The organism is Vibrio sp. Vb0888, assembly GCF_033338835.1.
In the GTDB taxonomy this organism is placed as follows: domain Bacteria; phylum Pseudomonadota; class Gammaproteobacteria; order Enterobacterales; family Vibrionaceae; genus Vibrio; species Vibrio alginolyticus.
On sequence record NZ_JAWOTL010000010.1, the window covers coordinates 1 to 26,076 of the forward strand.

Here is a 26,076-nt window from a genome sequence, read left to right on the forward strand (position 1 = left end):
AGGTAAAAGTTTTCTAATTTTTCTCTCGCCCATTCGGTTTTCTTTAAATACTTCACGCTACTTGCAATCGAAGGCTTAGTGTTAAAGCAATTAAAACGCATTGCTGTATCTAGAATGTCCCAGCCGTAAAAATCCACTAACTCTTGCAACATAGTCTCTAGCTTTAATCCGTGCAGTGGATTGTTCTGTTGCAGCTCGATTCTCTCTTCGTCAGTCATCATTTTTAAGGGCCTTACTCATTAAAGGGCGGAGTTTAACAAAGTATACAATGTAGAGATATCTATAGTTACTTTGCGATGGATGCGAGCACAGTGCTCTCTACCTTGAAAGTATAAATCGGAATTGGCCGCTCTACTTGGCTCTCTGCTCAAAAATGACTCTTAAAAGTTCAAGCGTCCCAGCTCGATGTTAAATTATTGTATAATAAGTGAGATTCTTGTTGTTCTTTTACTAATGTCTAATATTCCTACCCATAGCAACACATGCTTAATAAGCTCAAAATCAAAATTGGTTCATGCCGCTTTCTTAGTATGGCCTAGAAGTTTGATGTGGGTGTTGTCTCGTATTGGTCGAAGGCCTGTCTACCAAGCGAAACTCTAGTTGACGTAGTTCAACGTTGAAACATAAAAGGATGACTCAATGTCTGACAAAAGTAAGACTTTTTACAGGGATGTGCGCAAAAAACCGCATGAATTTGAAAACCGAGAAGACTTTCTAAATCATGATTTAACCGTCATGAGTTTCCGTCGCTGGGGAATTCATTTGCCCTCACGTGATTACAGTATTGAAATCGAAGACTGGGTACCGGCATTAGCAGCAACCATTGGTAAAGTGGTTATGGTCACTGCCATGGTTTCCGCTTTTGCTGCTCAGTTTGGTTTATCTCCGGAATTCATTGCAGAAAACGTGCGTTACGAATTACTTATCGCTGGAGCCCTGTTCGTCATCCTGTTTTCTGCCATCCTAAACCCGAATGCAAACTTAGCGGGAACCCATGGCCCAATGATACCGCTGATTCCTATGATTGCAGCTGCAGGAGGGCACCCTCTCGCGCTAGGTTTGATGGTATGTGTTTTTGGGTTAATTCTCGCCTTAACCAAAGGTGGCTCTAAACTCATGACTCTGACTGGTATCGGGGTTCGAGGAGGGTTGTTGATCTACCTTGGTGCCGTTGGGTTGCTCGGGCAAATTAATAAGACGGAAGCGTGGGCTGCAAGTACGGACCAAGGTTACATTTCGTTTGTGGTCATAGGCCTAACCGTTATGGTTTACGCTTACTTAGCCAAGATCAATAAACGTTGGCTCGCTATCCCATTGTGCTCTGCACTCGCGGGTATTGTTGCTTATTTGATGGGCGCTGAGTTTGCCTTTACCACAGAACCGGGCCTGCCTAATTTCAGTCCATTCTACTGGTGGGGTGAAGATACAGGCTGGCAGCTAGGCTGGCCAACCCTAGAGCACTTTATTGCCGTGACTCCATTTGCTCTACTGGCAGTCGCTATGTGGTCCCCTGATTATCTCGGCCATCGTGTGTTTCAAGAACTTAACTACCCAAAAGAAGCGAAAGGTGTACTCATGGATGTCGACGACACGATGGTCGGAGCATCTGTTCGTCAGGGGGTTGGTTCACTCTTAGGGGGCGGAAACCTAGCTTCTTCTTGGGGAACGTACATGATTCCTGCCGCAATTGCCAAGCGTCCTATTCCAGGTGGCGCTCTGTTGACGGGTTTCATGTGTATTGCGGCGGCGGTAATTGGCTACCCAATGGATCTAGCAATGTGGGAACCTGTTCTGCGCGTTGCTTTGATTGTGGGTGTATTCTTACCACTCCTTGAAGCGGGTATGCAGATGATCCATAAGCATAAAGATTCACTCAGTGCGGGTATCTGTATTTTTGCCTGTGCATTCGTTAATCCAGTCTTCGGTTGGGCAATCACGATGCTGTTGGATAACCTCGGGCTTATCGGCGACCATGAGCGTGCTAACGAACTATCGCGCAAAGATAAATATCTGATTCCTGGCACTGCGTTTATCGTTTGTGCAGGCTCCCTTGCTATTGTTGGTCAGCTTCCAGGCATTCCAGCTCTTATCGGTTAATCGAATTATGCTCTAAAGGTATAGTGAGAGCAGTGAGTAAAGGGACTTGCTTCTTAAAATAGTAGACAAAAACAAAAAGCTACCTAGTACCAGGTAGCTTTTTGCATGTAGGGTTAGGCTACGGAGTTAGGCTATATGAGTGATTCAATGCCGTATTTTGCGCCGTAGTGTTCAACGACAAAATCAATGTCTTTGTCACCACGGCCTGATAAGTTGATCAAAATCGAGCCGGTTTCTCCTTGCTGTGCGAGTTTAATTGCGTAAGCGACAGCGTGTGAGGATTCAATAGCAGGGATTATTCCCTCTTCACGAGACAGCTCAAAGAAGGCATCAATCGCTTCGTCATCACTGATTGAGCCGTAATTGACACGGCCAATGTCTTTTAAGTAACTATGCTGAGGCCCAACCGATGGGTAATCCAAGCCACTTGCTACAGAGTACACTTCCTGAGGTTCGCCTTGCGCATCTTTAAGCATGTAAGACTTAAATCCGTGCATGATACCTGGCTCACCGAGTGTGAGTGTTGCAGCATGCTCGCCAACCTTTTGCAAAGAGCGGCCCGCAGGTTCAACGCCGTGAATGGCGACTTGTTCATCCTCTAAGAAAGCAGTAAATAGCCCCATCGCGTTAGAACCACCTCCAACGCATGCGACGAGATTATTGGGTAACTTGTCGGTCATTTCTTTGAATTGAACTCGTGCTTCGTTACCGATAATTGATTGGAAATCTCGTACCATTTTAGGGAATGGGTGAGGGCCAACGACAGAGCCTATCGCATAAAGCTGTGTATCAGGATCTTTCAGATAAGCTTCGAATGCAGAATCTACCGCTTCTTTGAGGGTTTTGCGCCCATGAGTGGCAGGAATGACATTAGCACCAAGGATTCTCATGCGGACGACATTCGGATGCTCTTTGGCGATATCAACTTCACCCATGTAAATATCGCATTTCAAGCCAACCAATGCCGCGGCTGTAGCAAGCGCAACACCGTGTTGTCCTGCGCCAGTTTCAGCAATCAGTTTCTTCTTACCCATCTTTTTAGCGAGAATGGCTTCCCCTAAGCAGTGGTTAATTTTATGTGCGCCTGTATGGTTTAAGTCTTCGCGCTTTAGGTAGATGTCTGCTCCGTATTTTTTAGACAAGTTTTCCGCATGGAAGATTGGGCTAGGTCGTCCAACAAAGTGCTTATACAGACGAGCGAGTTCCGCTTTAAATTCAGGATCTTTGCAGCATTCCTCATAAGCTGCGTTGATGTCATGCATGATTTGTTCAAGCTCAGGTGGAACAAAGCTACCACCGTATTCACCAAAGTATCCTTCTTCGTTGGGCATAGTGAGATCAAACGAGTTTTTCATTATTTACATCCTAGTTAACGAAAGTATTGATACTTTTATACCCAAAATTTGGAAGAGGTTGTGTGATCAGTTGCTTAAATAACAATTGTCGATCTAGTGAACTAGTTAAAAAGTACAGCTTGTGTAGGGGATAATAGCTGGGATGTAGAATCAGGTGGTTTGAATAGGTGCAAAAAAGCCTCGAGAGATCCTAGGCTGTCATAAGAACCTCTCGAGGCAAACAGAGTGCTGGAAATACACTCTGCGATGGTGTCTGGAAACAAAAATTAGATTCGTTTCCTTTGTCAGATGTTAGGGTTTTAGAATGAGTCGATGTCAGCGAAATGTCACAAGTTAATTGCGGTATTAAAAGCTTATTTTTTATTTTTGATTAATGGATTAGAAAGTAACCTAAAACAGGCTAACCTACCGCGTGTTCCGCGTCTTTTAAGTTGAACATGATCTTTCTTTGTTTCGAATCGGCGTATTTAAACAACACGTGCACTTTAGCTCCTAGAGTAAACGTGGTGCTCTGGCTGGAAATTTTTTGTTTGACTGCATCAAATTCGAATTCACCATTTTGGAAACTTGATAAAGGAATGAGACCTTCGATTCGGTTTTCCTCTAACTCAACAAATGCTCCGAAGTGTGTGAATCCAGACGCTGTCCCTATGAAGTGTTGTCCGATAAATGGCTTCATGTAATGACATTTCAGTGTTGACTCAACCTCTCAGCTAGGGATTATGTGCTCGTAGTTATTAGAATTTATTGATTGAGCAGATATATTTAATTTCATTTTTTCTCTTATATTCGCCAATCGCTTTTATTTTATAAACTTTATTTTTATGAGCAAAGCATGAGGCGAAGTGATTCAGATATGAATGAGATTAATTTAGTTCCAAACTGGAATTGCAAGGTAGACCGTGTGATTACCTAAAGATGTATACCAAAGTGACTTTATTGAAAGTGATTAATGATGGTGTGGGAGAGGTAAGTGATTTGGGTATATAAACTTAGATAGAGAATAGTAAGGGCAGTAATAAGTGGAAGGGGATTGTGGCACCAACAACATTGATGCCACACAAAGAATTACAGTGCAGTTACTTCAGCTGCTTGTAGACCTTTGTTACCTTGTTCAACAACGAACGATACTTTTTGGCCTTCAGTAAGAGTTTTGAAGCCTTCAGAAACAATAGAACGGAAGTGAACGAATACGTCATCACCGCCATTGTCTTGAGAAATAAAACCAAAACCTTTAGTTTCGTTGAACCATTTTACTGAACCAGTTAATTTATTAGACATAGATACCTCTATATTTGATTGTTTTAAATATTGAATTTTTAGCTAATATCAAGTGCTACTATATGATTTTAGAGATAACTATTTTGTCGCAGGAACGTAAACGAGGAATTCGATGTGGAACTGAGAGAAACTTTGATCTTTAATTACATTAATAGCTCTTTCCGTAAGAGCTGATGTGCAGTATACCGACAAAATTAATAAAGGCTAGCCTTTTCTTTTTTATTTTTTGAGTACACCAAGCGCATTGCTTTCAAAGCATACGCTTGGTGTATAAGACGGCGTGATGTTATAGGTGGCGTCGAGCGCTTAGTGTTTTCTGGTTGGGCCGTTACGAACGATGTCTTTACCATTGTCATATACGTGCTGCGAAACCCAGCGACCGAGGAGTAATTGGTGCTTTTCTCCTAATACGGCAACAAATGGACGACCATCGGTATTAGAGGTGGCTAGCGCAACGCCAGTGACACCCTCAAGGCCGAGAGCGCCGCTCTCTACTAAATGCAGAAATGCCTCTAACTCTTCAATCGTTTCGATTACATGGTTATCAATATTCATTGTATTCAATCTCTTCGAATTGCATTGCGGTCGCGTACTCTACCTAAGTTAAGCGTGGAAACCAAGCTTCTACGTGAGTCATGTAACGAGAGAACCTTGCCCTGCCACTAATCATCAATAAGTTAGTCTCGATAGTCCGGAACTTGCCTAGATTCAATGAGGCAGAAAACACTCTCTGGTTAGACATGAGTCACATAATGTTGTCTGGTTTATCTCATCAATACTTTTGCTATTGGATGGGGTGAAGGGGAGTGCAATAATTTGTAAAACTCTTTTCCTAAAGGCTGTTATGAAGAAAATCCTGATTACCGGTTTTGAACCTTTTGGTGGTGACGCCATTAACCCCGCCTTAGAAGCGGTCAAGCAATTAGAGGCTGCGGCCATAAAAGGCGGTGTGATAGTTACTTGCCCAGTCCCCGTAGTTCGATATGACTCAGTGAAAGTCGTTATTGAAGCAATAGAAGCGCACCAGCCAGACTGTGTAATTACTGTAGGTCAAGCGGCCGGGCGTAGCGCGATAACCCCAGAGCGTGTCGCAATTAATGTCGATGATTTTCGTATTCCAGATAACGCTGGTCATCAGCCGATTGATGAACCCGTGGTGGCTGATGGTCCTGATGCTTACTTCTCGACACTACCGATAAAGCGTGTTGTGCAAACGTTGCAAACGCAGGGTATACCTAGCCAGATTTCCAACAGTGCTGGAACATTTGTATGTAACCATCTCTTTTATGGGATCCAACATTACTTGAAAGACAATCCGATTCGTCACGGGTTTGTTCATATTCCATTATTGCCAGAACAAGCAGCAGATGGCAGTCAGCCTTCTATGTCTTTGGACATGATAGTCGAAGGGCTAAGGCTGGTGGCGCAAGTTTGTATTGCCCATGATAGCGATATCCTGGTAAGCGGTGGAACGATTTGCTAGTAAGTGTTTTAAAATCCAGTAAGTGTCTGAAAGATAAAAATAAGCTCGTCGTTTGATGTTGTAGTAAATGTTAGCTTTGTCAAATTTCACAAGTAGCGAAAGGAGTAGCATTGAATAGTCAGGTTGGATGTTGTTCAAACTGGCATTCCTCTAGTACAGGAGGTGTTAGGGGCTAACTTTACGAAAGGCGAGTTATTATGAAAAGCAACAAAAGTAAGTCAATCGCACTTATCTCTGTCGTTGTTTTCGCGTTGGCTATTGCTGCGCTTAAATTCGAAAACACGCTCGGAGTTCTTCCCATCGTAGTCGCTATTATCGCGTTTTTTACTTGCGTTATTTATACCGGTAGGTACTTGTCCGATATGAAGCGTTCAGAGTTGATAAGTCAACCCAAACAAGCTCGAAAAATGTGTGCCAACGCATCACGCAATGAGCTTGATGAGTGCGATAAAAAGCGTTGAAGCGAGTCACATTCTCCGTATACTTTGCTGGAGCATTAATGCACTAACGTGTCGGAGATAAGCATGTCAAATCGAGTACCAACCAACATACTGACCGGATTTTTGGGTGTCGGTAAAACGACCACGATTTTAAATCTACTGAAGAACAAACCGGAAAACGAAAACTGGGCGGTTTTGGTCAATGAATTTGGTGAGATTGGCATCGACGGTGCATTGATGACCGACCAAGGTGCGCTGATTAAAGAAGTGCCGGGTGGTTGTATGTGTTGCACGGCGGGCGTGCCAATGTCGGTCGGTATTACCGCATTACTGCGCCAAAAACCGGACCGTTTATTGATTGAGCCGACAGGCCTTGGCCATCCAAAACAAGTTATCGCGACGCTTACCTCAGAACAGTATGAACCTTACGTTGATCTAAAAGCGACGATCGCTCTGGTTGATCCGCGTAACTTAAGTGATGAAAAGTACCTTTCTAACCAAAATTTCGTGGACCAGTTAGATAGCGCAGATGTGGTTATAGGCAGTAAGGTTGACCTTTGTACCAGTCACGACATTGATGTGTTTAATGACTGGGTGACGGACCAATCTCCCTCAAAAGTATTCAGTAAGCTTATTCATGATGGTGAGTTACCGATAGAAGTCTTGGATATCGAACGGGTTTACGGCAGCGCTTCTTCCCATATCGAGTCACATCATCATGACCATGCTCACCAAGAGCCTCAATTCCAGTTGCCGCCAGGTGAAGCCTTTGTGCGTAAAGAGAACAAAGGGCAAGGGTATTTTAGTTGCGGGTGGTTGTTTGGGGCAGAGTACACGTTTGATTTTGATAAACTCTTCTCAATGCTTTCGGACTTAACGGCTGAACGTGTTAAAGCGGTGGTCAACACGGATCAGGGGTGTTACGCGTTTAATGTTGCCAACCGAGTCGTGTCGGTGAATGAAATCAGCTTAGAAGGGTTTGAATCACGATTAGAAGTGATAGATTCTCAGCTGTTGCCATGGGATGAACTTGAGCAAATTCTCCTTCAGTTGTCTGGCATCAAGCGTTAAATCGAACAAATGTTAAACGGAAACGCTGAGCCAGCAATCTGTCTGCGTTCGCCGTTTTTGCTTTTGTAGCGTTTCAATGAGAAAAGTGAGATAAATCACTCAAATTCGGGTATAGTGCACGGCTAAATTTTTAAAGCTATTTTTAGTGGTTTGTTTAAGGAATACGCTCAATGTCATTTTCATCTCAAGGTTTTGCGCCAGAAGTGGTTAAAGCACTGGCAGAATGCGGTTATGAAAAGTTAACGCCAATTCAACAGAAGGCGATTCCAATGGCTCGCAAAGGCCATGATATTTTCGCTACAGCACAAACAGGTACTGGTAAAACGGCTGCGTTTTCTCTGCCTATGATTCAGCAGTTGTTAGACAGTAACCGTAGCGCTTCTCGTAAGACTGCTCGTGCACTTATCTTGGCTCCAACTCGCGAGCTTGCTGAACAAATTGCTGACAACATCAAAGCTTACACGAAGTACACCAATCTGTCGGTGGCGGCGATTTTCGGTGGTCGTAAAATGTCTTCTCAGGTTGCGGCACTGGAAAATGGTGTTGATATCCTTGTGGCTACACCTGGTCGATTGGAAGAACACATCGAACAAGGTAATGTCTCGGTGGCACACTTAGAGTTTTTGGTGTTTGATGAAGCAGACCGTATCTTGGATATGGGCTTTATTCACGCAGTTCGTAAGATCATGCTGGATGTGGATACAGACCCACAAATCATGATGTTTTCGGCAACGACTTCAAGCCAGCTAAATCTGTTAGCGAAAGACATTCTGCGTAAACCAAAACGTATCGAAGTCGAGCGTGCAAATACTACGGCACAAACAGTTGCTCACGTGCTATATCCAGTTGATCAAGAGCGAAAAACGGAACTGCTTTCAGAGCTAATTGGTCGCAAAAACTGGAAACAAGTGTTGGTATTTGTGAACTACAAAGAGACCGCAAACGAAGTGGTAAAAGAGCTGAAACTTGATGGTATCAAAGCGGTAGTTTGTCATGGTGACCGTGCTCAAAGCGCTCGTCGTCGTGCGCTAGAAGAGTTCAAGTCTGGCAAAGCACGTGTCATGGTGGCTACCGATGTCGCTGCTCGAGGTCTAGATATTGAAGACTTACCTCACGTTGTGAACTATGACATGCCTTTCCTAGCGGAAGATTACGTTCACCGAATTGGTCGTACGGGTCGTGCAGGTAAACAAGGTCATGCTGTTTCATTTGTAAACCGAGATGAAGAGCTCACGGTGGTTCAGGTTGAAAATCTAATCCAGCAACGCATTCGCCGTATTGAGCTTGCAGGCTATGAACCAAAACAGCGTGAATCTTACATTGAAAAGCTGCACTCAAAACCAGCATTCAAGAATCGTCAAGGTCGTCGTAATAATCCGAACCAGTCGGCAACAGACCAAGGGTCGGCAGAGCGTCGTCTTGCTATGGTGAAGCGCCTGAAAGCGCGTCGTGGCGCAAAGTAAATTACATCAGTTTGTGATGAAAAGAGCCCCTCAATTGAGGGGCTCTTTTTGTTTGCCGTTTCGCGTTAATTTAGGCCAAGCATATTGGGTTCACCACGATAAATAATGCGATCGTTTCCTCGGTGAATACCAAACGTAACAATGACGGGTGGGTTTTCCTCTTCACTTGTAGAGCTATCCCAATCGTATTTCAGCCAAGGGATGCGATTACCTGAGCCGTCTAAATCCAGGTGGAATTGTATTTGCTCGCGTGCTGAGTCAATTTGGCTTGCAACGATATCGGTCATCCTGCCAACATGCATTGTCCCAACTCCAAAAAGCATGGCGTTGTTTGCAGGCGCATTCGACCAAATTGGCGTGCTGAAGTAATATTCACCATTCGCCGTTGTTGAGCTGTCATCGAAGTTAGTCATAAATCGACCGTTTTGCCAAGTTTCTACAGCAAGTGGCACTTTGATCACCATGCCTTGGTTGCCACCTACATCTTGAAAGTTCAAACGACCGAATCGAATGTCTGGTTGTTTTGTGAGTATTTCGATATCGTCGAAGAAGTTTACCTCATCAACGGCTTTAGTCGTGACTATACCTATTTTGCTGCTGTCACTGTTAGTCCCTTTATTAAATGGGCCATCAGGGTATTGTTTATCTGTCGTGTTCTTTTTCCAACATGGGCTATTGTTACAAGTCGCATTGGTCGAGGGCTTCTCTATAACAAACGTTCCAACACTCGCGCTACCCAGTAGTTTCCAGTCTACCTTCTTAGGCTTAGGCGGCAAAAACCGATCGGAGTATGAGCTTAGCTCGCCTAAATCGAAATGTTGTTGAAGGTTAGACGAAAAGTGGACGTAATTCTTCACGTTTTCCTTATTCGCATTGAGTGCGACAACATCGTAAGTGACTTTCTCAAAAGGTTGATTCATGTAGGCAAAAGTTTGGCCATGTGGGTAGTGCCATTCTTGGTCTTGCACTTGAAAATATTTTGGGTAAAAACGACCAACGTAACGATAGCCTTCGTTCACAGTCATACCTAGATATTTACTTTCTAGGTTTGCTTTTACTCTCAAGCTCCCGACTTCTTCCCAATATAATCCATTAAAGACGAATTGATCATTCTTGGCTGAATTATGCGCCTGAGCCAGTGAGTCACTACTTTTTAGCAATTTTGAGGTTTGGTTCGCTGTCTCTGATGGCGTATGTTGCTCACTCGACAAGACAACCGATGCTGCTGGAGCGTCATCAAGCGTAAAATTACGGGTGATAGAAGCATCACAATAGCGTGCTGATTCAACAGATCCACTTACAGAGCCGTCAGGTTGCCAAATGATTGGTTTCACCGTTAGAGAGAAAAGTTCTCCGGCAGCAAGAAACCCTTCTCCTTGTTCAGAGGTGCCAGAAGGCAAAGCACGTTGGTTGTCACAAATAGCGAGTGTCCATGGTCGCGAGTGCACATTAAATGTCCCTTTCACTTCCACTTTGCCTTCTTCTGGACACTCTTCAAATCCCTCACATTCAAAATGATCGGACAATGTCACTTCAAATATGCCGGACTCGTTCGTGATAAGACCATGTTCAGACAAGCCGTCTTTAAATTCCGCTGAATAGCTAAAGTTTCCTTCACTTCCTCCTAATGGTTGAACCAATGGATGAAAAACCTTAGGCGTACCATTGTAGTTGCTTGCCACTACAGGTTTGCCGGTGGAGGCACAAGCAAGCAATCGCGTATGCACGTTTTCTGGTTTACCTGCAATAACGCGTATTTCATTTAAAGTTGCGCTTTTCGTCTTTGAGTAGGCCTCAAACATAAATGGCGTAAACATAAAGCGAACAGTTTGATGCTTGCTGGTGTCTTCTGCCATAGTGAAAGTCAGCGTGTAGTTAGTACCTAACGCGATGGTATCAATATCGTTCGGGACCACTCGAACAACGAGCTCACCATTGTCGTCAGACATAAATTGGTTTGCTTTTAATGTCTGCTGACCTTTGATCACCTCTAAAGTGAACAAGTCAGGGTGTGATAGGGCTGCACTGACTTCTGCGCTTACAACTTCTCCATTATTGGTTGTCATTGCTGTAAATTGCGGAAGATCGTCGCCGCACATCAGTGCCATGTCGTCCGATGGTGTGACGCTTAGGTCGAAGTCGTTCTCTGATGGTGGCTGCATGCTGCAATTCGGAACATCTTGAGGGGTGATTGGACAGACTTGGGAAGAGTAGTGACAATCAGCCTCGCCCAATCCACAGTATTGCGTGTATTTGTTGTCTTGTGCTTTCGTTTGTGCACTTCCTGGCGTTTGTTGGATTTCACCACAAACTTGACTAGGCTGATTTGGAGCGTTGTTGAAGTTCAATGTTTGGAAGTATTTAATTGCTGCGGTGGAACTATAGAATGAGCCACTTAATGTAGCTGACGATCCTACAGATTCAGCCGTACCATAGATCGACATATCTTTTATAATCAGAGATTTGTGCGCAGAAACATCACCGACGACAAAATGGTCTTGTAAAGGATGGTTTGTTTTTAGGTGTAGTGTTTCGCCTTGTGATTCGACCTTACCACAGATGTTTGTATTAAATATATTGGTCGTGCTGTGAGTCAAAATGTCACCAATAATGGTGTTGTACTCACCATTAATATGAAGGGCCTCACCTGTTAGCTCTATATCCCCATCGATGAGTACGTTATGCAGCTTTGTTGGATAAGCCGATAGAAGATCACCATAGATGACAGTGTGTTTGTTTTGGTAATCGTCGAGGTTTGATGCTTTCTCATTGTTAACCGTTAATCCGGTAGCGAGGGCGTGTAGAGAGATACGTTTATTGGGTTCACCAATCGTATTATTCCCCTCTAACACAATTCCATAATCTGCTTTTAACGTTATCTCTTTTTCCGGTAATGAGGAGACAATTTTATCATCAGCGGGTAGGACTAGTTTCCCTGTACAGCGATAAGTCGTGCCATCGCTTTCGATACTAAAACTCTTGTGTGAGCAAAGTTGACCTAACTCAGATAGATCTTTTACGTCATAAGTGGTGGCGTGTGAGGTTAGCGGTAAAAAAAGAACCGCAGTGAAAATACTGCAAAGACGCATCATCAAATGTCCTAATGAGTGGAACAAGATGGCATCAAGCGAGCGTGAGCAAATGCTCACTGAAATTGGAATAGCTGCGGTACTTTTTTGTTCTGAAGCCGCTTAGTTATTGAACTTTGGTTATTTTTTATTTCGTATGTCATACCAAAGTTTAGCGGCCTTATTACAACGTAAGTGTCAGGTTAGTTCAAGAGGCAAGTGTGATGTGTGTCGATTTATATGTGTAACTATTTGTTAGTTAAGGATAATAAGTAAGCATGTTGGTTCAGAATCAGGAAGGACGCGATCCTGATTCTGAACGTTTATAACGCTAGGCAGCGTGAACGATGAGTGGAGCCATCTGATATAACTCTTCTAGTATGGCTTTCGTTTGTCTCGAATACACCAGACAATCTCGATCGCCAACGAGCTGAATTGCTCTCACTTTACCTGCAACCAAACATTGCCTAATCGTGCGTAGAACCATTTGGATATCAATTTCTGACGCGCCATCAAGGCTGTTTTTGGTTTTTAGAGATCCAAGGTCGATACTAATGATTATTTGGTCGCAGTGGTCTAGGTAATTGCCGATCTGTTGCTTAACATTATTGCGATGACGAAAAGAAAACTCTTTATCGGTTACCCAGTCACAACCTTGATCCTCCGCGTATTCCCACGTTTCTTGCTTTGTATCTTGTTCGCTAACACCAGCAAAAAATAATCGCACGTTTTGATAGCGAGAAAGAGCAAAATGAAATGCCGAGCCTAAACGTGGTTCAAGTGTTGGTTTCAAGTTCATGTCATGTCCAATATTTACCACACCCACTTCGTCTCGATAGGACACGACCACAGGTAACATGGACAAGATTGCCTCGGTACAGTTAGTGACTAAAACAGGAATTGAGTGGCGAGAAAGCGAAAGGCTTAATGCTTCCTGAAACTCGCCATTTTCCAGCTTGTCGTGGTTGAAGTGACCAAAGTTTTCAGCGGTTTCATGATCATGTTGTTGGTAAAGCCAATCACTAGCATTTTCCAAACTTTGATCAGCTAATTCAAACGCGCCCTTAGACATGGGTGGCAAATACTCACACACTGTCATAAAAGAAAAAGGGTAATGTTGCGGCTGTTTCACTGTGTGATGGAGTTTATAGCGTTTGAAAAAGCTTAACATGATGAATTACCTTTCTGGTGGTAGTGCCCTTGCCGCTTGCAGTACATGTAAAATAATGCGCTGCTTATCCTTTTCGACTCGGTGGGCCGGAGCCATCACCGAGACTGCGCCAATCAGTTTGCTTCCTTTCATTACCGGTGCGCTTATACCTGAAACACCAGGGTCAATCTCAGAAGTACTGACGGCATATCCGTGTTTACGGATGGTTGTGAGCTCTTTTTCCCACTCGTCGCGTCGGTGATCTTGATTAAAATATCTCAAGATTTTCTCGCATCGACTTTGAGGCATAAAAGCGAGCATCACTTTAGATGAGGCACCGCGCAGCAGAGGTTGACTTTGACCCTGGACGAAGCTGCAACGCAGCGCCTGCATACTTTCTTTCTGTCTGACACAAAGCGCACGATAACCAGCTGGTACCATATAAGCGGCCATTTCCCCGGTTTGTTGTACCAACCTAGCCAGTATGGTTTCGACCATGTCGAGCCCATGTTGCGCGGTCTCATAGCTGTGCATGAGTAATAATGCCGCTGGACCAACGACAAATGTCTTGTCGTGAACGCTTTCTTCGATCAAGTTCCACTCTTTAAGCAGTTTTAAGTGTCGGTAAAGGCTGCTTAAAGGAACGTTCAATTGCTCGCTTAGCGCTTTCGCAGAAACTGGGAACGGACTAACTGCAACTTGCATTAACAACTGCAGTGATTTTTCGTTTACCTGGTTAGCATTAGCTTTGTTTGTCGTCATGAGAGTGTTGTAACGTGTTGTAGGAGTTACGACAAATATAATTCTTAATTACTGAGAAAAGAAAAATAATTTTAATGGGTAATTCTTACATGATGAGAAACAGACCGGTAAAGACTTTCGCAAGTACCGATAGACATAACATGGTGTCGAATTAAAGTCTCAGGTTTGAGGCGCTTGATACTAAATTGGAACAGGAGTGAATAAGACATTGTTTAGTTTGCGGTATTACTCAGCGTTTCGCATACTGAGTTAATCCAAACAAATAATGTTAAAAAACGTGAGTTGCTAGCGGGTATCGGAATCGAGGTACCATCTCAGTAAATCGGTTTTATAAAAGGTTACTTTTATATGCTGAATAAGGCGATTTTTAAAAAAGCCATCATTTTCCTTCTGCCTATTCCCTTGGTTATTGGAGAAGTTTTGTATTTAGCTCGTGAAAGCGTGCAAAACAATCTCAATCATTTATTAGAAAAAAATGTGCAAATTGCAGATGAAATTTTATTCCAAATAGAGACAGAAAACCGCACGGCGCTGCTACACCCTGAACGATGTGAAGAGCTCCAGCAAAGCTTAATGTTTGAACGAGATATTGAAGAAATGCTCATTGTGAAAGAGGGAGTCATTACTTGTTCTTCGAAATTGGGAAGTATCTCTAAACCGTTAGCTGAGCACATCGCCTTTCCCAAGGGACAAACGCTAGCGCTTGGTAGTGTTGATAGCTTGTACGATCAGTTCTTGCTAGTGGTAACGGAGGGAGAGCGGGGTTATCAAGCCGTAACGATTATCGATCATGACTACTTTAATGCAGCAATAGGGTTTAACAACGATTTACGCCTAAAACGCTCTGCGCTGTTTATCCATGATCAAGTTTCACCTGAAGGAGCATTAAGAGCGGGAAGTAATCCTATCGGTATCAAATCGTCGCAAATGTTTGAGTATGAAGCTTTGAGCGAAGCCAGCGATCTTTTCGTCAAACAGAGAACACTTTCCTATTTTTTGTACTCAATTCCAATTATTTTCGTTATCTACCTTTGCTTGTATGCGTTGAATAAGTTTATTGATCCCCATCGCAATTTGATACTGGATCTTAAAAGAGCGATAAAAAGAGGAGAGTTGACCCTGTATTACCAACCGCAAGTTAACGTTGATACCGGCCAGTTATTCGGGTTTGAAGCGCTAGTGCGATGGGAGCATCAAAGTAAGGGGTTCATTTCTCCGGATGAGTTTGTCCCTGCGGCAGAGCAAAGTGGATTGGTTTTTTTACTTACTGATTTCGTTCTGGATAAAGCGGCAGAGGACTTCAGTAAATTAGGCTTTGATCAGCCTGTCCACCTTGGTATTAACGTGCCGCCTGGTTATTTAGTCGGACCAAACGCGATCAGAAAAATTCAATTGCTCGACAGACAGTTGAGCCGAAACAAAGTCTCATTAGGGGTTGAGATAACAGAGCGTCAGCTCATTGATTCAGAGGCGAGAAAATGCATTGCAGCGCTGCGAGTGCATGGTATTGATGTGCTGATCGATGATTTTGGAACTGGCCAAACCTCGTTAGCATTTCTACAGCACATGCGCATAGATTACTTAAAAATCGATAAGTGCTTTGTCGAAACCATTGGTATTCCTAGCCTTAGTGCTTCTGTCTTAAAAGCGATGGTTCACTTCGCGGAAGAATTACAAGTACAATTGATCGCTGAAGGAGTGGAAACCATAGCGCAAGCTGAACACTTAAAGCAGATGGGAGTGAGATATCATCAGGGATACCTGTACTCCAAACCATTACCTTATGAGCAGCTTGCGCAGCGAAGTCATTATGATTGGTAGACGTTAGCTCTATAACACTGAGCATTTTCATCAAACACAAACTCTAACTCATTTTTGATGCTATCTAAGCGGTCTTCTTGGTAGTGAGACACATACAATAGTTGGCTTAAATTCTCTCTAGCGATGAGTTCAAGTGTGTTCTTAACTAACCGTCTACCCAAAAAATCTAACCCTTGATACGGCTCGTCCAAAATCAATAATGTGGGTTGTTTCACGATGGCTCTTGCAATCAGTAATAGTCGCTGCTGACCGTACTCTAATTGCTTGAATGAGGTTTTTTTGTACTGGCTCATATGTAAGATATCGAGCCACTCGTTTGCAATATTCATCTCTTTGCGAGTTGGCTGGTTATACAACCCAATCGAATCGTAAAATCCTGACAAAATGACTTCTAATGCGCTGCAATTGACTCGATATTGGAGGTGTAGCGCTGAAGACACCATGCCGATATGCTGCTTAATTTCCCAGATTGTCTCGCCAGTACCACGCTTTTTACCAAAAATATCAATGTCATTGCTGTAGCATTGCGGATGATCGCCAAAGATCAATCCAAGTAAGGTACTCTTTCCACAACCATTTGGGCCTTTGACCTGCCAATGTTGGCCCTTGTCTATGCGCCAGTTCAAGTCAGTAAAAATCTTCTTATCGGTGTATTCGACAGCCCCATTCTTTAGTTCAAATATTGGGTTGTTGAATGGCGTCGAGTGCTGATGCTGACGTATCAAGCTTATCATTTCTTCACTCTGTTGCTCTGACTGAGATTTTATTTGTCCAATGATTGGATGATTATCCCAACTGGACTTATCCATTGTACTATCAAGCTTTCCTGCACTGAAAAGCGCGATGCTATTGATCCACTCAGGCATGTCAGATTCGCGAGAGAAGGTTATGAGTAGTTGCACATTTTGAGAAAGCGAGTGTAAATAGCGAGCGAGAGCAGCTCGGTGCGCAATATCTAAGCCAGTAAATGGATTATCGAGTAATACTAAGTCAGGTTGTGTGGCTAAAGCTCGGGCGAGCATTACTCTTCTGGTTTCTCCGGTAGAGAGAACACGGAAGCCACTATCTCTAAGATGACTTAGGTCGAGATCATTAACTAGCTGTTCAGTTAAGTTAGTGTCTTGGCTCTGTTCTAGGATTAATGAATAAACAGTGCTTCCTTGGTCGATACGATCAAGAAAATCCGTATCATCTTTTTCTAATTCTCTTTCCAGTAATCGCTGTTGCTCTGATAACGACACTTGCGCAACGGACAGCCCATTTAGCTTAATTTCCCCACTATTTGGTGATATTTCATCACAAATAAGGTCTCCAAGCAGAGAGCCAATATCTCCATCCGCGCTGAATATCCCCCAAGACTGCTGAGTGTTAATTTTCCAATCGTCAATAAACAAGTGTGTCGTGTTTCTCTTAGCTGCAAGCTGACGAAAGTGAATAGTCATTGTGTTTGTCTTCCTTGTTTTCGCTTTAGTGGATTACTTATAACAATTTACGAACTCAGTACGGAAGCGCTTTTGTGTATTAATTTTGAACAGTGCTCAGTCTTGTACATATTAACGAAGCCTTGTATTAGAGGATAAAAATGCGACTAGAGTCATTAAGTAACAAGTAAGCTTGTCAATAATTTTGTTTTATTTTTGAATCAATCTATCATTATGCATGTGAATGTTATGCCGATAAGTTCATATTTGCCGTTTGTTAATTAATTCAATGTAAGGACACATGTTTATGAGTGAAACGGAATACGATTACCCCTCGAGTTACAGCCTAGTTTCCATTACCGATACCTCCAGTTACATCAAATATGCCAGTGAAAACTTTAATGAAGTAGCGGGGTTTGATGAAGGGGAGCTTATTGGTAAACCCCACAATGTTGTGCGTCATCCTGATATGCCAAAACAGGCTTTTAAAGATTTATGGACTCACCTGAAAACTGGCAAACACTGGATGGGAATGGTCAAAAATCGACGTAAAAACGGCGGCTATTATTGGGTTGACGCGTTTGCTTCTCCTATAAAATCTAATGGTGAAGTTGTGGAATACCAATCAGTGAGATTTAAACCTGAGCGTATACACATCCAGCGAGCGGAAAAAGCGTATTCGAAGCTTCGAAATAATCGTAAGCCGTGGAAAATGTATCTTCCTCGTACACGTTTGTGGATGAGATCGGCCTTCTTCCTTTTAATTTCAAACCTTCTTGGCTTACTCATTCTACAAATGAATCAATCACCAGTGATAGCGTTTGGCGTTGTTGCGTTACTTTCCGTTTTCTCTATTTATGTATTAACCAGACCAGTTGAGAAGCTCGCTAAACAGGCTAGGCAAGACTTCAATAATCCACTCATGGAATATATTTACTGCGGAAGAATCAACGATCTGGCTGAGATTGAGCTGGGTATGAAGATGCGTAAGCAATTTGCCAATGCGCTATTGGGGCGCGTTGGCGTGTCTGTAAAAGACTCTTGCGAAAAAACGCGCGCAAGTGCTAACAGTGCTGCGACAAATAGCCAGCAAGTGACGGAGAACTTAAGCGCACAGAAAGTGGAGATTGACTCGGTCGCAACAGCGGTCAACGAGATGCAAGCCTCTTCATCTGAGATATCAAATAATGCTCAAGCGACCGCCGAGGCTACGTTAGAAGCGCAAAATACGATGATAGACAGCCGTAGCGTTATCGATAATGTTAACCAATCGGTACTAGAGCTGGTGGGTGAGCTCGGCGAAATATCTAAAGTGGTCATACGTTTGAACCAACAAACCGAGCAAATTGGAACCGTTGTTGAAGTCATCAATGGTATTGCCGAACAAACTAATTTATTAGCGTTGAACGCTGCAATTGAAGCCGCGAGGGCAGGCGAACAAGGCAGAGGGTTTGCCGTTGTAGCAGATGAAGTGAGAACCTTAGCTAAAAGAACTCAGGAATCGACAACAGAGATTAAATCGGCCATTGAAGGGATTCAAAATGGGAGCAAATCAGCGGTTTCTGCGTTAGAGAAAGGTAATGAAATGTCGACCGGAACGGTAACATTGCTAGGTACTGCTTTGGATAGCATTCAACAACTGGAGTCCCTTGTTCAGGACGTCGTCGAACGAAACCAACAAATTGCGGTCGCGATAGAAGAGCAGGTTTATGTAACGGATGAAATAAATGAAAACATCCAGTCGCTTAATTTAAAGTACAGTGAATCGTATGAACTGATGACTGAAACGAATCATATGAACACCAAAGTGCAAAATTGCACCAATGACCTGTCTGAAATGATTAAGAAGTTTGCTTAAACTTTAGAAAATCGAAGTTAAAAGCCCGCTAAACATTAGCGGGCTTTTAACTGGAATATAGTGAAGTGCTGGATTCGCTTACGAGCGAGGATTTCTAAATCTCGTTTTTGTAAGAGCTAAAACGACGAGAGCTCGCAATAAATGCGAGCTCTCTAAATAAGTGGCGGAGAGATAGGGATTTGAACCCCATCTCTTTGAAAACCTATATATATCAAGCTCTTGAATTTTCTAGCTTTCTACGTTCATCAATCAAATGTCACGTTGACGAATGTTAATCACAACCAGTATACGAAAACAATCGAACTTAGCAAGAGCATCAAGCATATAAGCCAAAATATTTTCTAACATCCTTACCCTGTCAACTAAACCTCTTAATCTAGCTATTACTGATTACCCCTGTGCGGGGGTAAAATTAACTTTAACCCTCACAGGGGTTAAAGTGCTAATATCCCCTACAGGGGTTAATTTAGATTGGAGGCAGATATGCTCATAACAAGTCCTAAGCAACTGGGGATATACTTGCGTGATGTACGCAGGAATCAAAGGCGCAACCAAACCAAAGTCGGCGATATTGTGGGTCTAAAACAGACCACGGTATCGAAACTTGAACGTGATCCTGCCTCGTCCAGTATCGAAAGTCTGATGCGCCTGCTGTCATCACTAGATCTTGAGCTACATATTCAAGACAAAGCTGTAAGCCGTGAACAAGCAAAGCTTCGTGATCCTGATGATTGGTAGAACTTATTATGTATTAGTCACACTGCCTCATCCAAGAAGGCCCAAAAGGTATGAGGAAAACTAGTTTTGCTTCTATGCGAACCTAATGTCGTTGTATTTAGTTGATATTATTAAATTACGTCACGTTTAGAGCTTTCAATACTTCCCCTCCTTATGAGATGAATGATACATTTGGTTGCATAAGAAAGTGACAGAATAGTTGTCTGTATTGGAAGGCACCAAGATCGTGTACATATTCAAAAATACTGAACTAAACAACAAAAAATCAGCAGACTATGAAACTAAGTCTTTGCTTTATCTATTTGGTATGAGAAAAGATAGTGAAAAAGTTGATATAGTTGTTATTGATTGCTTCAATGATGTAACGGGAGTGAATGAGTCATTTGATTTAATGCTCGATGTTCAAAGTAAAAACTATACTAAATTTACCCCATCACTTATCGGTTCAAGCCTATATACGCTCTACGACAACCATATTTCAGATTTTACATTTAATGACTATGTATTGTTCAGTAAACCACTAGATGCTTCGTACCTTATAGATAGCAAAGCTGATTGCTTTGGGTATGACAATATAGTTCCTAAAACAAAAACTAGAATAGAAAAGAAGCTACGGGAAGTTATTGTAAAAAACCATGGCTGCATTGATGAAAGCATGCTTGATTCTTTTTTAAGATCTATCACCTTTTTTGGTGACAAAAAAAGCTGCTCAGACTATATAAAAAAAGTAACGAAGTTTAGAGCTAAAAAAATTATCAGTGATACAACATATGAGAATATTTTTAACGAAATAAGAGATGTTCAATCATCGCTTAAAAATAGTGAAATTGAAAATATATCGATATCATCTCCAAGTGAAGTTCTTAATCTGAATCGATATTTAACAAAAGATAAACTTCACTCATTGATAATAAGCAGGTTGATTGGGGTTTCAAATATTTTTAAAGAAGATAGCTTACCAACAAGATTTTTTGAAGTGATACATAAAGAAGGGTTAAGCACCAGCTTTGATGATATGAATGACGTAATTATTGATTGCAACTCTAGATTAAGCCGAACTTTTTTTGATAAAGGCACGTCAAAATCTTTTTGGAATCTAGTGGAAAAAATAATAAAGGGCATAAAGAAATTTGAAACATTAGATGTTTATCATTTATATTATTATATTGAAGAAGAAGTAAAGAAAATTCCCCCACACTTAGATAAATTATCAATCTTGTTTCTAATTTCATTGATCGTTCAGGGTATAAAAAATGATATTTAAAGAGTTTGCGATTGGAAATGGCAACGAATCATATTGCGAGAAAAGATTCAATAATAATGTAAATGTAATATTTAGTGATGACAATAATCGAGGGAAAACTCTGGTATTACAAGGAATGTTCTACGCTATTGGGAATAGCCCTATTTGGCCAGAAGGTTTTGATTATAAGTCATATTACTTTTATACTAAGCTAGAAATTGATTTTGTTGATTATCATTTCATTAGAAAAGGTTCCTCTTTTATAGTGAAATTCAATAGTAATATTAAAATATTTGACTCGGAAAGTGATTTAAGGACATTTTTATCAAAGATAATTGGATCGTTTCCTAAAGTTCACAAAAATGGTATTGATGTTACCGTTGATTTGTCTACCTTTTACGAGATGTTTTTTATAGGTCAGGATAAAAGAAACCCTTCTAGTTTAATTTCAAGTAATTACTTTAAAAAAGATGACTTCAAATCTATGCTCTGTCAGTTGAAAGGTATTGATAGACCGATATTTGATAGTGGCGATGAAGTAGAAAGAAGAGAAAAGATAAAGAATTTAAAAGCTTCTCGGCAATCCATATTGAAAAAAATGATGTTGGTATCTAAAAACCCAGCACTATCTGTAATAACATCTAAAACACAAGATGCAGAGAGAGCAGAAAGAATAAGGAATCGAGTTAAAGAAATAACCAAAGACATAAATGAACGACAGAAAAAAAGGAACCGAGAAACTATTAGAATTGAAAAGCTACAGTTGTTAAAGAATGAGTTAAACTCACTCAATAGAAGTTTAGAACTTGGTGAGGTTATTTGTTCTGATTGTAAGTCGAATCGAATTGTTTTTAAAAACAAAGAAATAGAGTTTGATGTAAGCAATATTGAGGTTAGAAATGAGATACTAAAATCTATTGACGAAAGTATTGAAGTTCGAATTGAGAGTAGTGCATCTTTAACTCACGAAATAAATGTTCTTCAAGATAAATTGAAAACTATCCAGAAAGAAACTCCTGTTGATTTATTTCAAATTGCATTATTTTCCGATGACATACGTTCTGAAGAAGAATATGACAAGCAAGCAAGTGATCTACTTAAAGAAATAAAAGAATTAGAAAGCTCAGCTAATGCTATCAAAAAGGGATTTAAAGATACTCAAACTGAGTGTAAGGATTTTATTAATCACTTGGTTTTATTAATGAATAAGTATTGTAAAAAAGTGGACCCAAGTGGAAGGTTAAATTTCGAAGATTTATTTTCAAAGAGAAATACTGTCTATTCTGGAAGTGATAATCAAGAATATTATTTCTGTAGAACCTTGGCGATTAACGAAGAGCTAGGCCACCGTTTCCCAATAGTTGTTGATTCGTTTCGAGATGGTGAGCTTTCTACATACAAAGAAGAGAAAATGCTTGATATATATACTTCATTAGGTAAACAAGTTATTTTAACATCTACTCTAAAAAAGCAAGAGTATCAGCAAGATAAATATAATTATCACGGTATTACTTCTATTGATTACAGTAATCATGAGGATGGAAAGCTACTTTCTTCATTACATAATGATAGTTTTTCAAAAATTATTAATCAGTTTGGCGGTTTGATACAGATTAACTGAGTTCTATAGGAAGAAATTAGTACGTTTCTATCATATGAGTATTCCTACCAACCCGTTTCAAATCTCGAATCGCCGCAGACTCCGTGGCGATTCTTAGTGGTCTGTCATACAGAATTGTATTGTTCAGAATATCGATATCGCAGCGATCAGTGTGTGTAAATTCGATCACCCCGTATGGAGTCTTGAATACACCTTTTCGACCTGTCGTCATTACTGTCAGACGATCAATAGGAATTTGAGAAATTACACCATATTCTGAAAGAGCGGATTCAAGCGAGATGTAATTGTATTCACCACGACGTAGACTTTTAGCCACATATTCAATGGTATAGCCACCTTTGTGGCGACTAAAAGCAAACACGTAAACGCCTCGACAAGCTCGTTCTAGTACCCCGAACTTGATTAAACGCGGTAAACTTTGCTTAAAAGCTTCTTCACTGTCATCAAAAAATAGTCTTCGCAAGTTGCGCTTGGTATATACGTAAATGCGTTGCCTATCAAATTTATGCAGACGTTCTAACGCCGTTTGAATATCCATATTGTTTAGTTTGATAAGTAGACGATAGTAGTAACCATAGCATACTTTAGTGTCCACTTGATGAGTCATTGACAGCATCACAAATGGAGTCAGTTTCTTCTAAAAAGTACGTAAGCTGCTTTTCAAGTTCATGATTTACATGCTTAAGTTCTGAGATATTAGATTGAGACTCATGTAACTTACTCTCTAAGATTCGATAATTTACTGAAAGATCGGTATATTCATCCTGGACAGTGCTTAACTTATGTTCAGAATTGTCCAGTGCCCCTGTCATTGACTGTAGTTTAGACGAACTTTCAGTTAGTTTGATACAAGTGCTCTCATAGCGTTCTGAGAGTTCAGTCAGCTGAGACTCAAGCCTTTCCACATCGTTAAGTGCGTATTCTCGTTGTACTGTTAGTGCTGAATGCGCTTTCTCGACTTTTGATAGACTGGCTTGGAGTCCCCAAATGGTATCTTGCTGGTTTTCTAACCTGTCATTTGCTTGATTGAGTGAACTCGTAAGTTGACTGATATTTTTTAATAACTCAGATTTCTCGTTTTGTAATTCGACTAGCTCAGATTGCAGAGCTTCAATTTTCTCCTCTAGTTGATCATTTGCATCTGTAGCCCGTTGAAGAGTCTGTTCCATATCCGAAGCTTCACCTTCAGACTGCTCTTTTTGTTTGATCGCGTGTTGGCTGATTGCCTCTGCTTCTCTAATACGTGTGTAAGTAATTGACTCAAAATGGGTATGAATACTGTCATTCATAGCGATAACAATATCTCGAAGTGATGTAGAGATATCGTATTCCTTTCTTTCGAGAAGCTCCTGAATTTCCGCTGGTAGCTCATATGAGGTTCTTACTTGAGTTGTCGCTGATGGTGTATCATTTTGTGCTTCTGGAATCCTACCGTCAGCAATGAGCTTTTCCAAATCAGCCTGAATTGAGGAGGTTTTTCCTCGTTTTAAATACTCTCTAATTCGCCACCCGCTGGGCTTCTTGCCTAGGCTAATCAGCTCATTAGCGGTTTGGATGAGGTCTTCATCAGTGTAAGTTTTCGGTCTTGCCATGCTGTTCACCATTATTATTGTTTTTATGAAAGTTAGTAAGTTAGTAAGTTAGTAAGTTAGTAAGTTAGTAAGTTAAGAACTTAACTAACTTACCTTTCAAACGTATCGTTTTCTGACTTTTCGTCGGTCTTATTGCGCTCAAAAGTACTTTTGCGCAGCTCTACTGATTCCAACAGTACCTTTGCTTTAACCTGCATGCTTGGTGGCAGGTTCAACATATCTCTCATTGCGTTATCTAAGAATGATTCAACCATCCGTGCTTGACCTGATTCTTTAGCTTTCAAACCCAAGAAAACTGACTGACAGAACTTGCTTAAAGGACGGATGATGTCATCTTTTAAGCTTTGAACTAACTTTTCTAAAGCGTGCTTTTCAGCACGCAATTGAACGATTTCTTTTTTCTCAGCAGAAATATCTCGGCTATTTTGCCTTTTTAGTTCATTGATCATTTCGTTTTCGCCTGTAGAAATAGCAACTTGCGTTTTAATATCGTCTAGTTCACTTCTTCCAGCTTCAATATCACTCGCGAGTTCCTTGCGTTGTATTGCTTGTCTTTTGAGCAAGTAGTTATTTAAGTTGTTTTTCCTCTGGCTTTTCGGAAGTTTTGCTTGCTGATCCATTTCTTTACGCTGCTTTGTTCTCCTTTCTGTTTCAGTAGAAAACTCAACTAACAACCCCTTTGAACGACACAAATGCTTATTCGCAAAATCCTGAACCATTCGTTGAAAGTAATGCCCAAAGTCTTGTGTCTCCTCACGTGTCAACTTTGAATCATTCGGAAAGAAATCCTTTACCCCTGTAACTTTTTCTATGTATTCGCTCACAACTTGTATTTGACGTTTGTGAAGATCAAATTTGTTGGTTTTCTGATTCAACGCAGATAAAAAATAATGCGTGTGGCACCCTGTGTTTTGGTTTTTATCCCTTTCATCGTCATGGCAAATAATTGTTTTAATTTCATAGTCTGGGAAATAATGAACAAGGAATAGTCGAGTGAACTCGATATAATCCGAAGCATTCACCAGATCACTACCAACCTCCCATCGGTGAGGGATCTTAAAAATCCCTTCTTGGATGAATATGTTATTGGTCGGCGCTCTGTGTTGTAGTTGATTGTGAGCGTTCAGATAAGTCTCTAGCATCTTGAGACGCTGTTTCTTGCGCTGCATTGTCAAAAGAGAAAACTTCTGAATAGAGGAGTACGAAACATGACCATCAGTTTCTAAAATACTCTGCAAAAACTTAGCAGCATCCGTGTTACCACTTTTGATTTCACTATCTATTGCGTTTTTCATTTTTCGGCGATACTGGCGCTGCTGTGTTTGAAGCTTTGATTGGTTGTGAATACGTGGCTGTGGAACAATCTTATACAAGAGTTCAAGCCGCTCAGCTTCAGTCCAAGATTCTATTGGAGAAATATGGTTGTTTATCCACATGAAATTGTGTTGACTTAGCTCCTCGCTCCACTCAAGTTTCTTGGATATTTTGGCATTAGTTGGAGGAGCAATCCGCAGTGAATGCGCAAGAGAGTGTTCGCATTTCACACGACTTTCTGTAGTTGAAGAGTAATTCATTCGTCGGTGGAACAGTCTGATTGTTCTCATTCTCGACT

General features: G+C 41.3%; 21 protein-coding genes and 1 pseudogene. 10 read left to right on the forward strand and 12 right to left on the reverse strand.

The window, feature by feature from the left end:
- The coding region (locus tag R7P72_RS14750; RefSeq protein WP_195754004.1) for a VF530 family protein at positions 1-221 on the reverse strand (221 nt) is incomplete at its 3' end.
- A gap of 418 nt (positions 222-639) precedes the next feature.
- Here R7P72_RS14750 and R7P72_RS14755 point away from each other — a divergent pair.
- Positions 640-2,097: a DUF3360 domain-containing protein gene (locus R7P72_RS14755; RefSeq protein ID WP_005375642.1), complete on the forward strand. Its 1,458-nt coding sequence runs from the start codon at positions 640-642 to the stop codon at positions 2,095-2,097.
- Positions 2,098-2,228: 131 nt separating this feature from the next.
- On the opposite strand, the gene trpB is transcribed toward R7P72_RS14755, so the two are convergent.
- From trpB to R7P72_RS14775, 4 genes and pseudogenes are all read right to left on the reverse strand, one after another.
- Positions 2,229-3,452: a tryptophan synthase subunit beta gene (gene trpB / locus R7P72_RS14760; protein WP_213906901.1), complete on the reverse strand. Its 1,224-nt coding sequence runs from the start codon at positions 3,450-3,452 to the stop codon at positions 2,229-2,231.
- 400 nt (positions 3,453-3,852) lie between these two features.
- Positions 3,853-4,161, reverse strand: a pseudogene (locus tag R7P72_RS14765) (S1 RNA-binding domain-containing protein); the annotation flags it as partial.
- Positions 4,162-4,520: 359 nt separating this feature from the next.
- Positions 4,521-4,733: a cold-shock protein gene (locus R7P72_RS14770; RefSeq protein WP_005375644.1), complete on the reverse strand. Its 213-nt coding sequence runs from the start codon at positions 4,731-4,733 to the stop codon at positions 4,521-4,523.
- Between the two features lie 306 nt (positions 4,734-5,039).
- Positions 5,040-5,288 (reverse strand): hypothetical protein, encoded by a 249-nt coding sequence (locus tag R7P72_RS14775; protein WP_005375646.1) that lies wholly within the window; start codon positions 5,286-5,288, stop codon positions 5,040-5,042.
- Positions 5,289-5,577: 289 nt separating this feature from the next.
- On the opposite strand from R7P72_RS14775, the gene pcp reads away from it, so the two are divergent.
- The 4 genes from pcp to R7P72_RS14795 all read left to right on the forward strand — a co-directional run bounded on the left by pcp (position 5,578) and on the right by R7P72_RS14795 (position 9,190).
- Positions 5,578-6,216, forward strand: a complete 639-nt coding sequence (gene pcp / locus R7P72_RS14780) for a pyroglutamyl-peptidase I (RefSeq protein WP_170897013.1) — start codon at positions 5,578-5,580, stop codon at positions 6,214-6,216.
- Positions 6,217-6,413: 197 nt separating this feature from the next.
- A complete protein-coding gene (locus tag R7P72_RS14785) occupies positions 6,414-6,677 on the forward strand; it encodes a hypothetical protein (protein WP_053303741.1) in 264 nt (87 codons plus the stop codon).
- 63 nt (positions 6,678-6,740) lie between these two features.
- Positions 6,741-7,727 (forward strand): CobW family GTP-binding protein, encoded by a 987-nt coding sequence (locus tag R7P72_RS14790; protein ID WP_017635758.1) that lies wholly within the window; start codon positions 6,741-6,743, stop codon positions 7,725-7,727.
- A 170-nt stretch (positions 7,728-7,897) separates the two neighbouring features.
- On the forward strand, positions 7,898-9,190 hold the full coding sequence (locus R7P72_RS14795) for a DEAD/DEAH box helicase (RefSeq protein ID WP_005386186.1): 1,293 nt from the start codon (positions 7,898-7,900) through the stop codon (positions 9,188-9,190).
- 65 nt (positions 9,191-9,255) lie between these two features.
- Here the strand turns inward: R7P72_RS14795 and R7P72_RS14800 are convergent, their stop codons facing one another.
- From R7P72_RS14800 to R7P72_RS14810, 3 genes are all read right to left on the reverse strand, one after another.
- The gene (locus R7P72_RS14800) at positions 9,256-12,282 is read right to left on the reverse strand and encodes a DUF6701 domain-containing protein (protein ID WP_213906900.1); all 3,027 of its coding nucleotides are present in this window, start codon (positions 12,280-12,282) and stop codon (positions 9,256-9,258) included.
- 307 nt (positions 12,283-12,589) lie between these two features.
- Complete coding sequence (locus R7P72_RS14805) at positions 12,590-13,429, reverse strand: arginase family protein (protein ID WP_025768977.1); 840 nt, start codon at positions 13,427-13,429, stop codon at positions 12,590-12,592.
- 6 nt (positions 13,430-13,435) lie between these two features.
- A complete protein-coding gene (locus R7P72_RS14810; RefSeq protein WP_053307814.1) occupies positions 13,436-14,170 on the reverse strand; it encodes an IclR family transcriptional regulator in 735 nt (244 codons plus the stop codon).
- Between the two features lie 348 nt (positions 14,171-14,518).
- Here R7P72_RS14810 and R7P72_RS14815 point away from each other — a divergent pair, with 348 nt between their 5' ends.
- The gene (locus R7P72_RS14815) at positions 14,519-15,991 is read left to right on the forward strand and encodes an EAL domain-containing protein (RefSeq protein WP_318110689.1); all 1,473 of its coding nucleotides are present in this window, start codon (positions 14,519-14,521) and stop codon (positions 15,989-15,991) included.
- Here the strand turns inward: R7P72_RS14815 and modF are convergent.
- A complete protein-coding gene (gene modF / locus R7P72_RS14820) occupies positions 15,979-17,433 on the reverse strand; it encodes a molybdate ABC transporter ATP-binding protein ModF (protein ID WP_213906899.1) in 1,455 nt (484 codons plus the stop codon). The genes R7P72_RS14815 and modF overlap by 13 nt on opposite strands.
- Before the next feature lie 286 nt (positions 17,434-17,719).
- Here modF and R7P72_RS14825 point away from each other — a divergent pair, with 286 nt between their 5' ends.
- The 4 genes from R7P72_RS14825 to R7P72_RS14840 all read left to right on the forward strand — a co-directional run bounded on the left by R7P72_RS14825 (position 17,720) and on the right by R7P72_RS14840 (position 22,872).
- A complete protein-coding gene (locus R7P72_RS14825) occupies positions 17,720-19,270 on the forward strand; it encodes a PAS domain-containing methyl-accepting chemotaxis protein (protein ID WP_025768974.1) in 1,551 nt (516 codons plus the stop codon).
- 483 nt (positions 19,271-19,753) lie between these two features.
- On the forward strand, positions 19,754-20,008 hold the full coding sequence (locus R7P72_RS14830; protein ID WP_011106029.1) for a helix-turn-helix domain-containing protein: 255 nt from the start codon (positions 19,754-19,756) through the stop codon (positions 20,006-20,008).
- 226 nt (positions 20,009-20,234) lie between these two features.
- Positions 20,235-21,272: a hypothetical protein gene (locus tag R7P72_RS14835; RefSeq protein ID WP_269665041.1), complete on the forward strand. Its 1,038-nt coding sequence runs from the start codon at positions 20,235-20,237 to the stop codon at positions 21,270-21,272.
- Positions 21,262-22,872 carry a hypothetical protein gene (locus tag R7P72_RS14840; protein ID WP_269665040.1) on the forward strand — a complete coding sequence of 537 codons (1,611 nt, stop codon included), beginning with the start codon at positions 21,262-21,264 and terminating at the stop codon, positions 22,870-22,872. The genes R7P72_RS14835 and R7P72_RS14840 overlap by 11 nt, the downstream gene beginning before the upstream one ends.
- Positions 22,873-22,888: 16 nt before the next feature.
- Here the strand turns inward: R7P72_RS14840 and abiEi are convergent, their stop codons facing one another.
- The 3 genes from abiEi to R7P72_RS14855 form a co-directional block, all read right to left on the reverse strand.
- A complete protein-coding gene (abiEi, locus tag R7P72_RS14845) occupies positions 22,889-23,410 on the reverse strand; it encodes a type IV toxin-antitoxin system AbiEi family antitoxin (protein WP_269665054.1) in 522 nt (173 codons plus the stop codon).
- Between the two features lie 46 nt (positions 23,411-23,456).
- Positions 23,457-24,464: a DNA-binding protein gene (locus R7P72_RS14850; RefSeq protein WP_269665039.1), complete on the reverse strand. Its 1,008-nt coding sequence runs from the start codon at positions 24,462-24,464 to the stop codon at positions 23,457-23,459.
- 89 nt (positions 24,465-24,553) lie between these two features.
- Positions 24,554-26,068: a hypothetical protein gene (locus R7P72_RS14855; protein WP_285437711.1), complete on the reverse strand. Its 1,515-nt coding sequence runs from the start codon at positions 26,066-26,068 to the stop codon at positions 24,554-24,556.
- Positions 26,069-26,076: the final 8 nt, after the last annotated feature.

Coding starts and splice junctions, on each gene's coding strand:
- R7P72_RS14755 (WP_005375642.1), top strand. CDS start 640: ATGTCTGACAAAAGTAAGACTTTTTACAGGGATGTGCGCAAAAAACCG.
- trpB (WP_213906901.1), bottom strand. CDS start 3,452: ATGAAAAACTCGTTTGATCTCACTATGCCCAACGAAGAAGGATACTTT.
- R7P72_RS14770 (WP_005375644.1), bottom strand. CDS start 4,733: ATGTCTAATAAATTAACTGGTTCAGTAAAATGGTTCAACGAAACTAAA.
- R7P72_RS14775 (WP_005375646.1), bottom strand. CDS start 5,288: ATGAATATTGATAACCATGTAATCGAAACGATTGAAGAGTTAGAGGCA.
- pcp (WP_170897013.1), top strand. CDS start 5,578: ATGAAGAAAATCCTGATTACCGGTTTTGAACCTTTTGGTGGTGACGCC.
- R7P72_RS14785 (WP_053303741.1), top strand. CDS start 6,414: ATGAAAAGCAACAAAAGTAAGTCAATCGCACTTATCTCTGTCGTTGTT.
- R7P72_RS14790 (WP_017635758.1), top strand. CDS start 6,741: ATGTCAAATCGAGTACCAACCAACATACTGACCGGATTTTTGGGTGTC.
- R7P72_RS14795 (WP_005386186.1), top strand. CDS start 7,898: ATGTCATTTTCATCTCAAGGTTTTGCGCCAGAAGTGGTTAAAGCACTG.
- R7P72_RS14800 (WP_213906900.1), bottom strand. CDS start 12,282: ATGATGCGTCTTTGCAGTATTTTCACTGCGGTTCTTTTTTTACCGCTA.
- R7P72_RS14805 (WP_025768977.1), bottom strand. CDS start 13,429: ATGTTAAGCTTTTTCAAACGCTATAAACTCCATCACACAGTGAAACAG.
- R7P72_RS14810 (WP_053307814.1), bottom strand. CDS start 14,170: ATGACGACAAACAAAGCTAATGCTAACCAGGTAAACGAAAAATCACTG.
- R7P72_RS14815 (WP_318110689.1), top strand. CDS start 14,519: ATGCTGAATAAGGCGATTTTTAAAAAAGCCATCATTTTCCTTCTGCCT.
- modF (WP_213906899.1), bottom strand. CDS start 17,433: ATGACTATTCACTTTCGTCAGCTTGCAGCTAAGAGAAACACGACACAC.
- R7P72_RS14825 (WP_025768974.1), top strand. CDS start 17,720: ATGAGTGAAACGGAATACGATTACCCCTCGAGTTACAGCCTAGTTTCC.
- R7P72_RS14830 (WP_011106029.1), top strand. CDS start 19,754: ATGCTCATAACAAGTCCTAAGCAACTGGGGATATACTTGCGTGATGTA.
- R7P72_RS14840 (WP_269665040.1), top strand. CDS start 21,262: ATGATATTTAAAGAGTTTGCGATTGGAAATGGCAACGAATCATATTGC.
- abiEi (WP_269665054.1), bottom strand. CDS start 23,410: ATGGATATTCAAACGGCGTTAGAACGTCTGCATAAATTTGATAGGCAA.
- R7P72_RS14850 (WP_269665039.1), bottom strand. CDS start 24,464: ATGGCAAGACCGAAAACTTACACTGATGAAGACCTCATCCAAACCGCT.
- R7P72_RS14855 (WP_285437711.1), bottom strand. CDS start 26,068: ATGAGAACAATCAGACTGTTCCACCGACGAATGAATTACTCTTCAACT.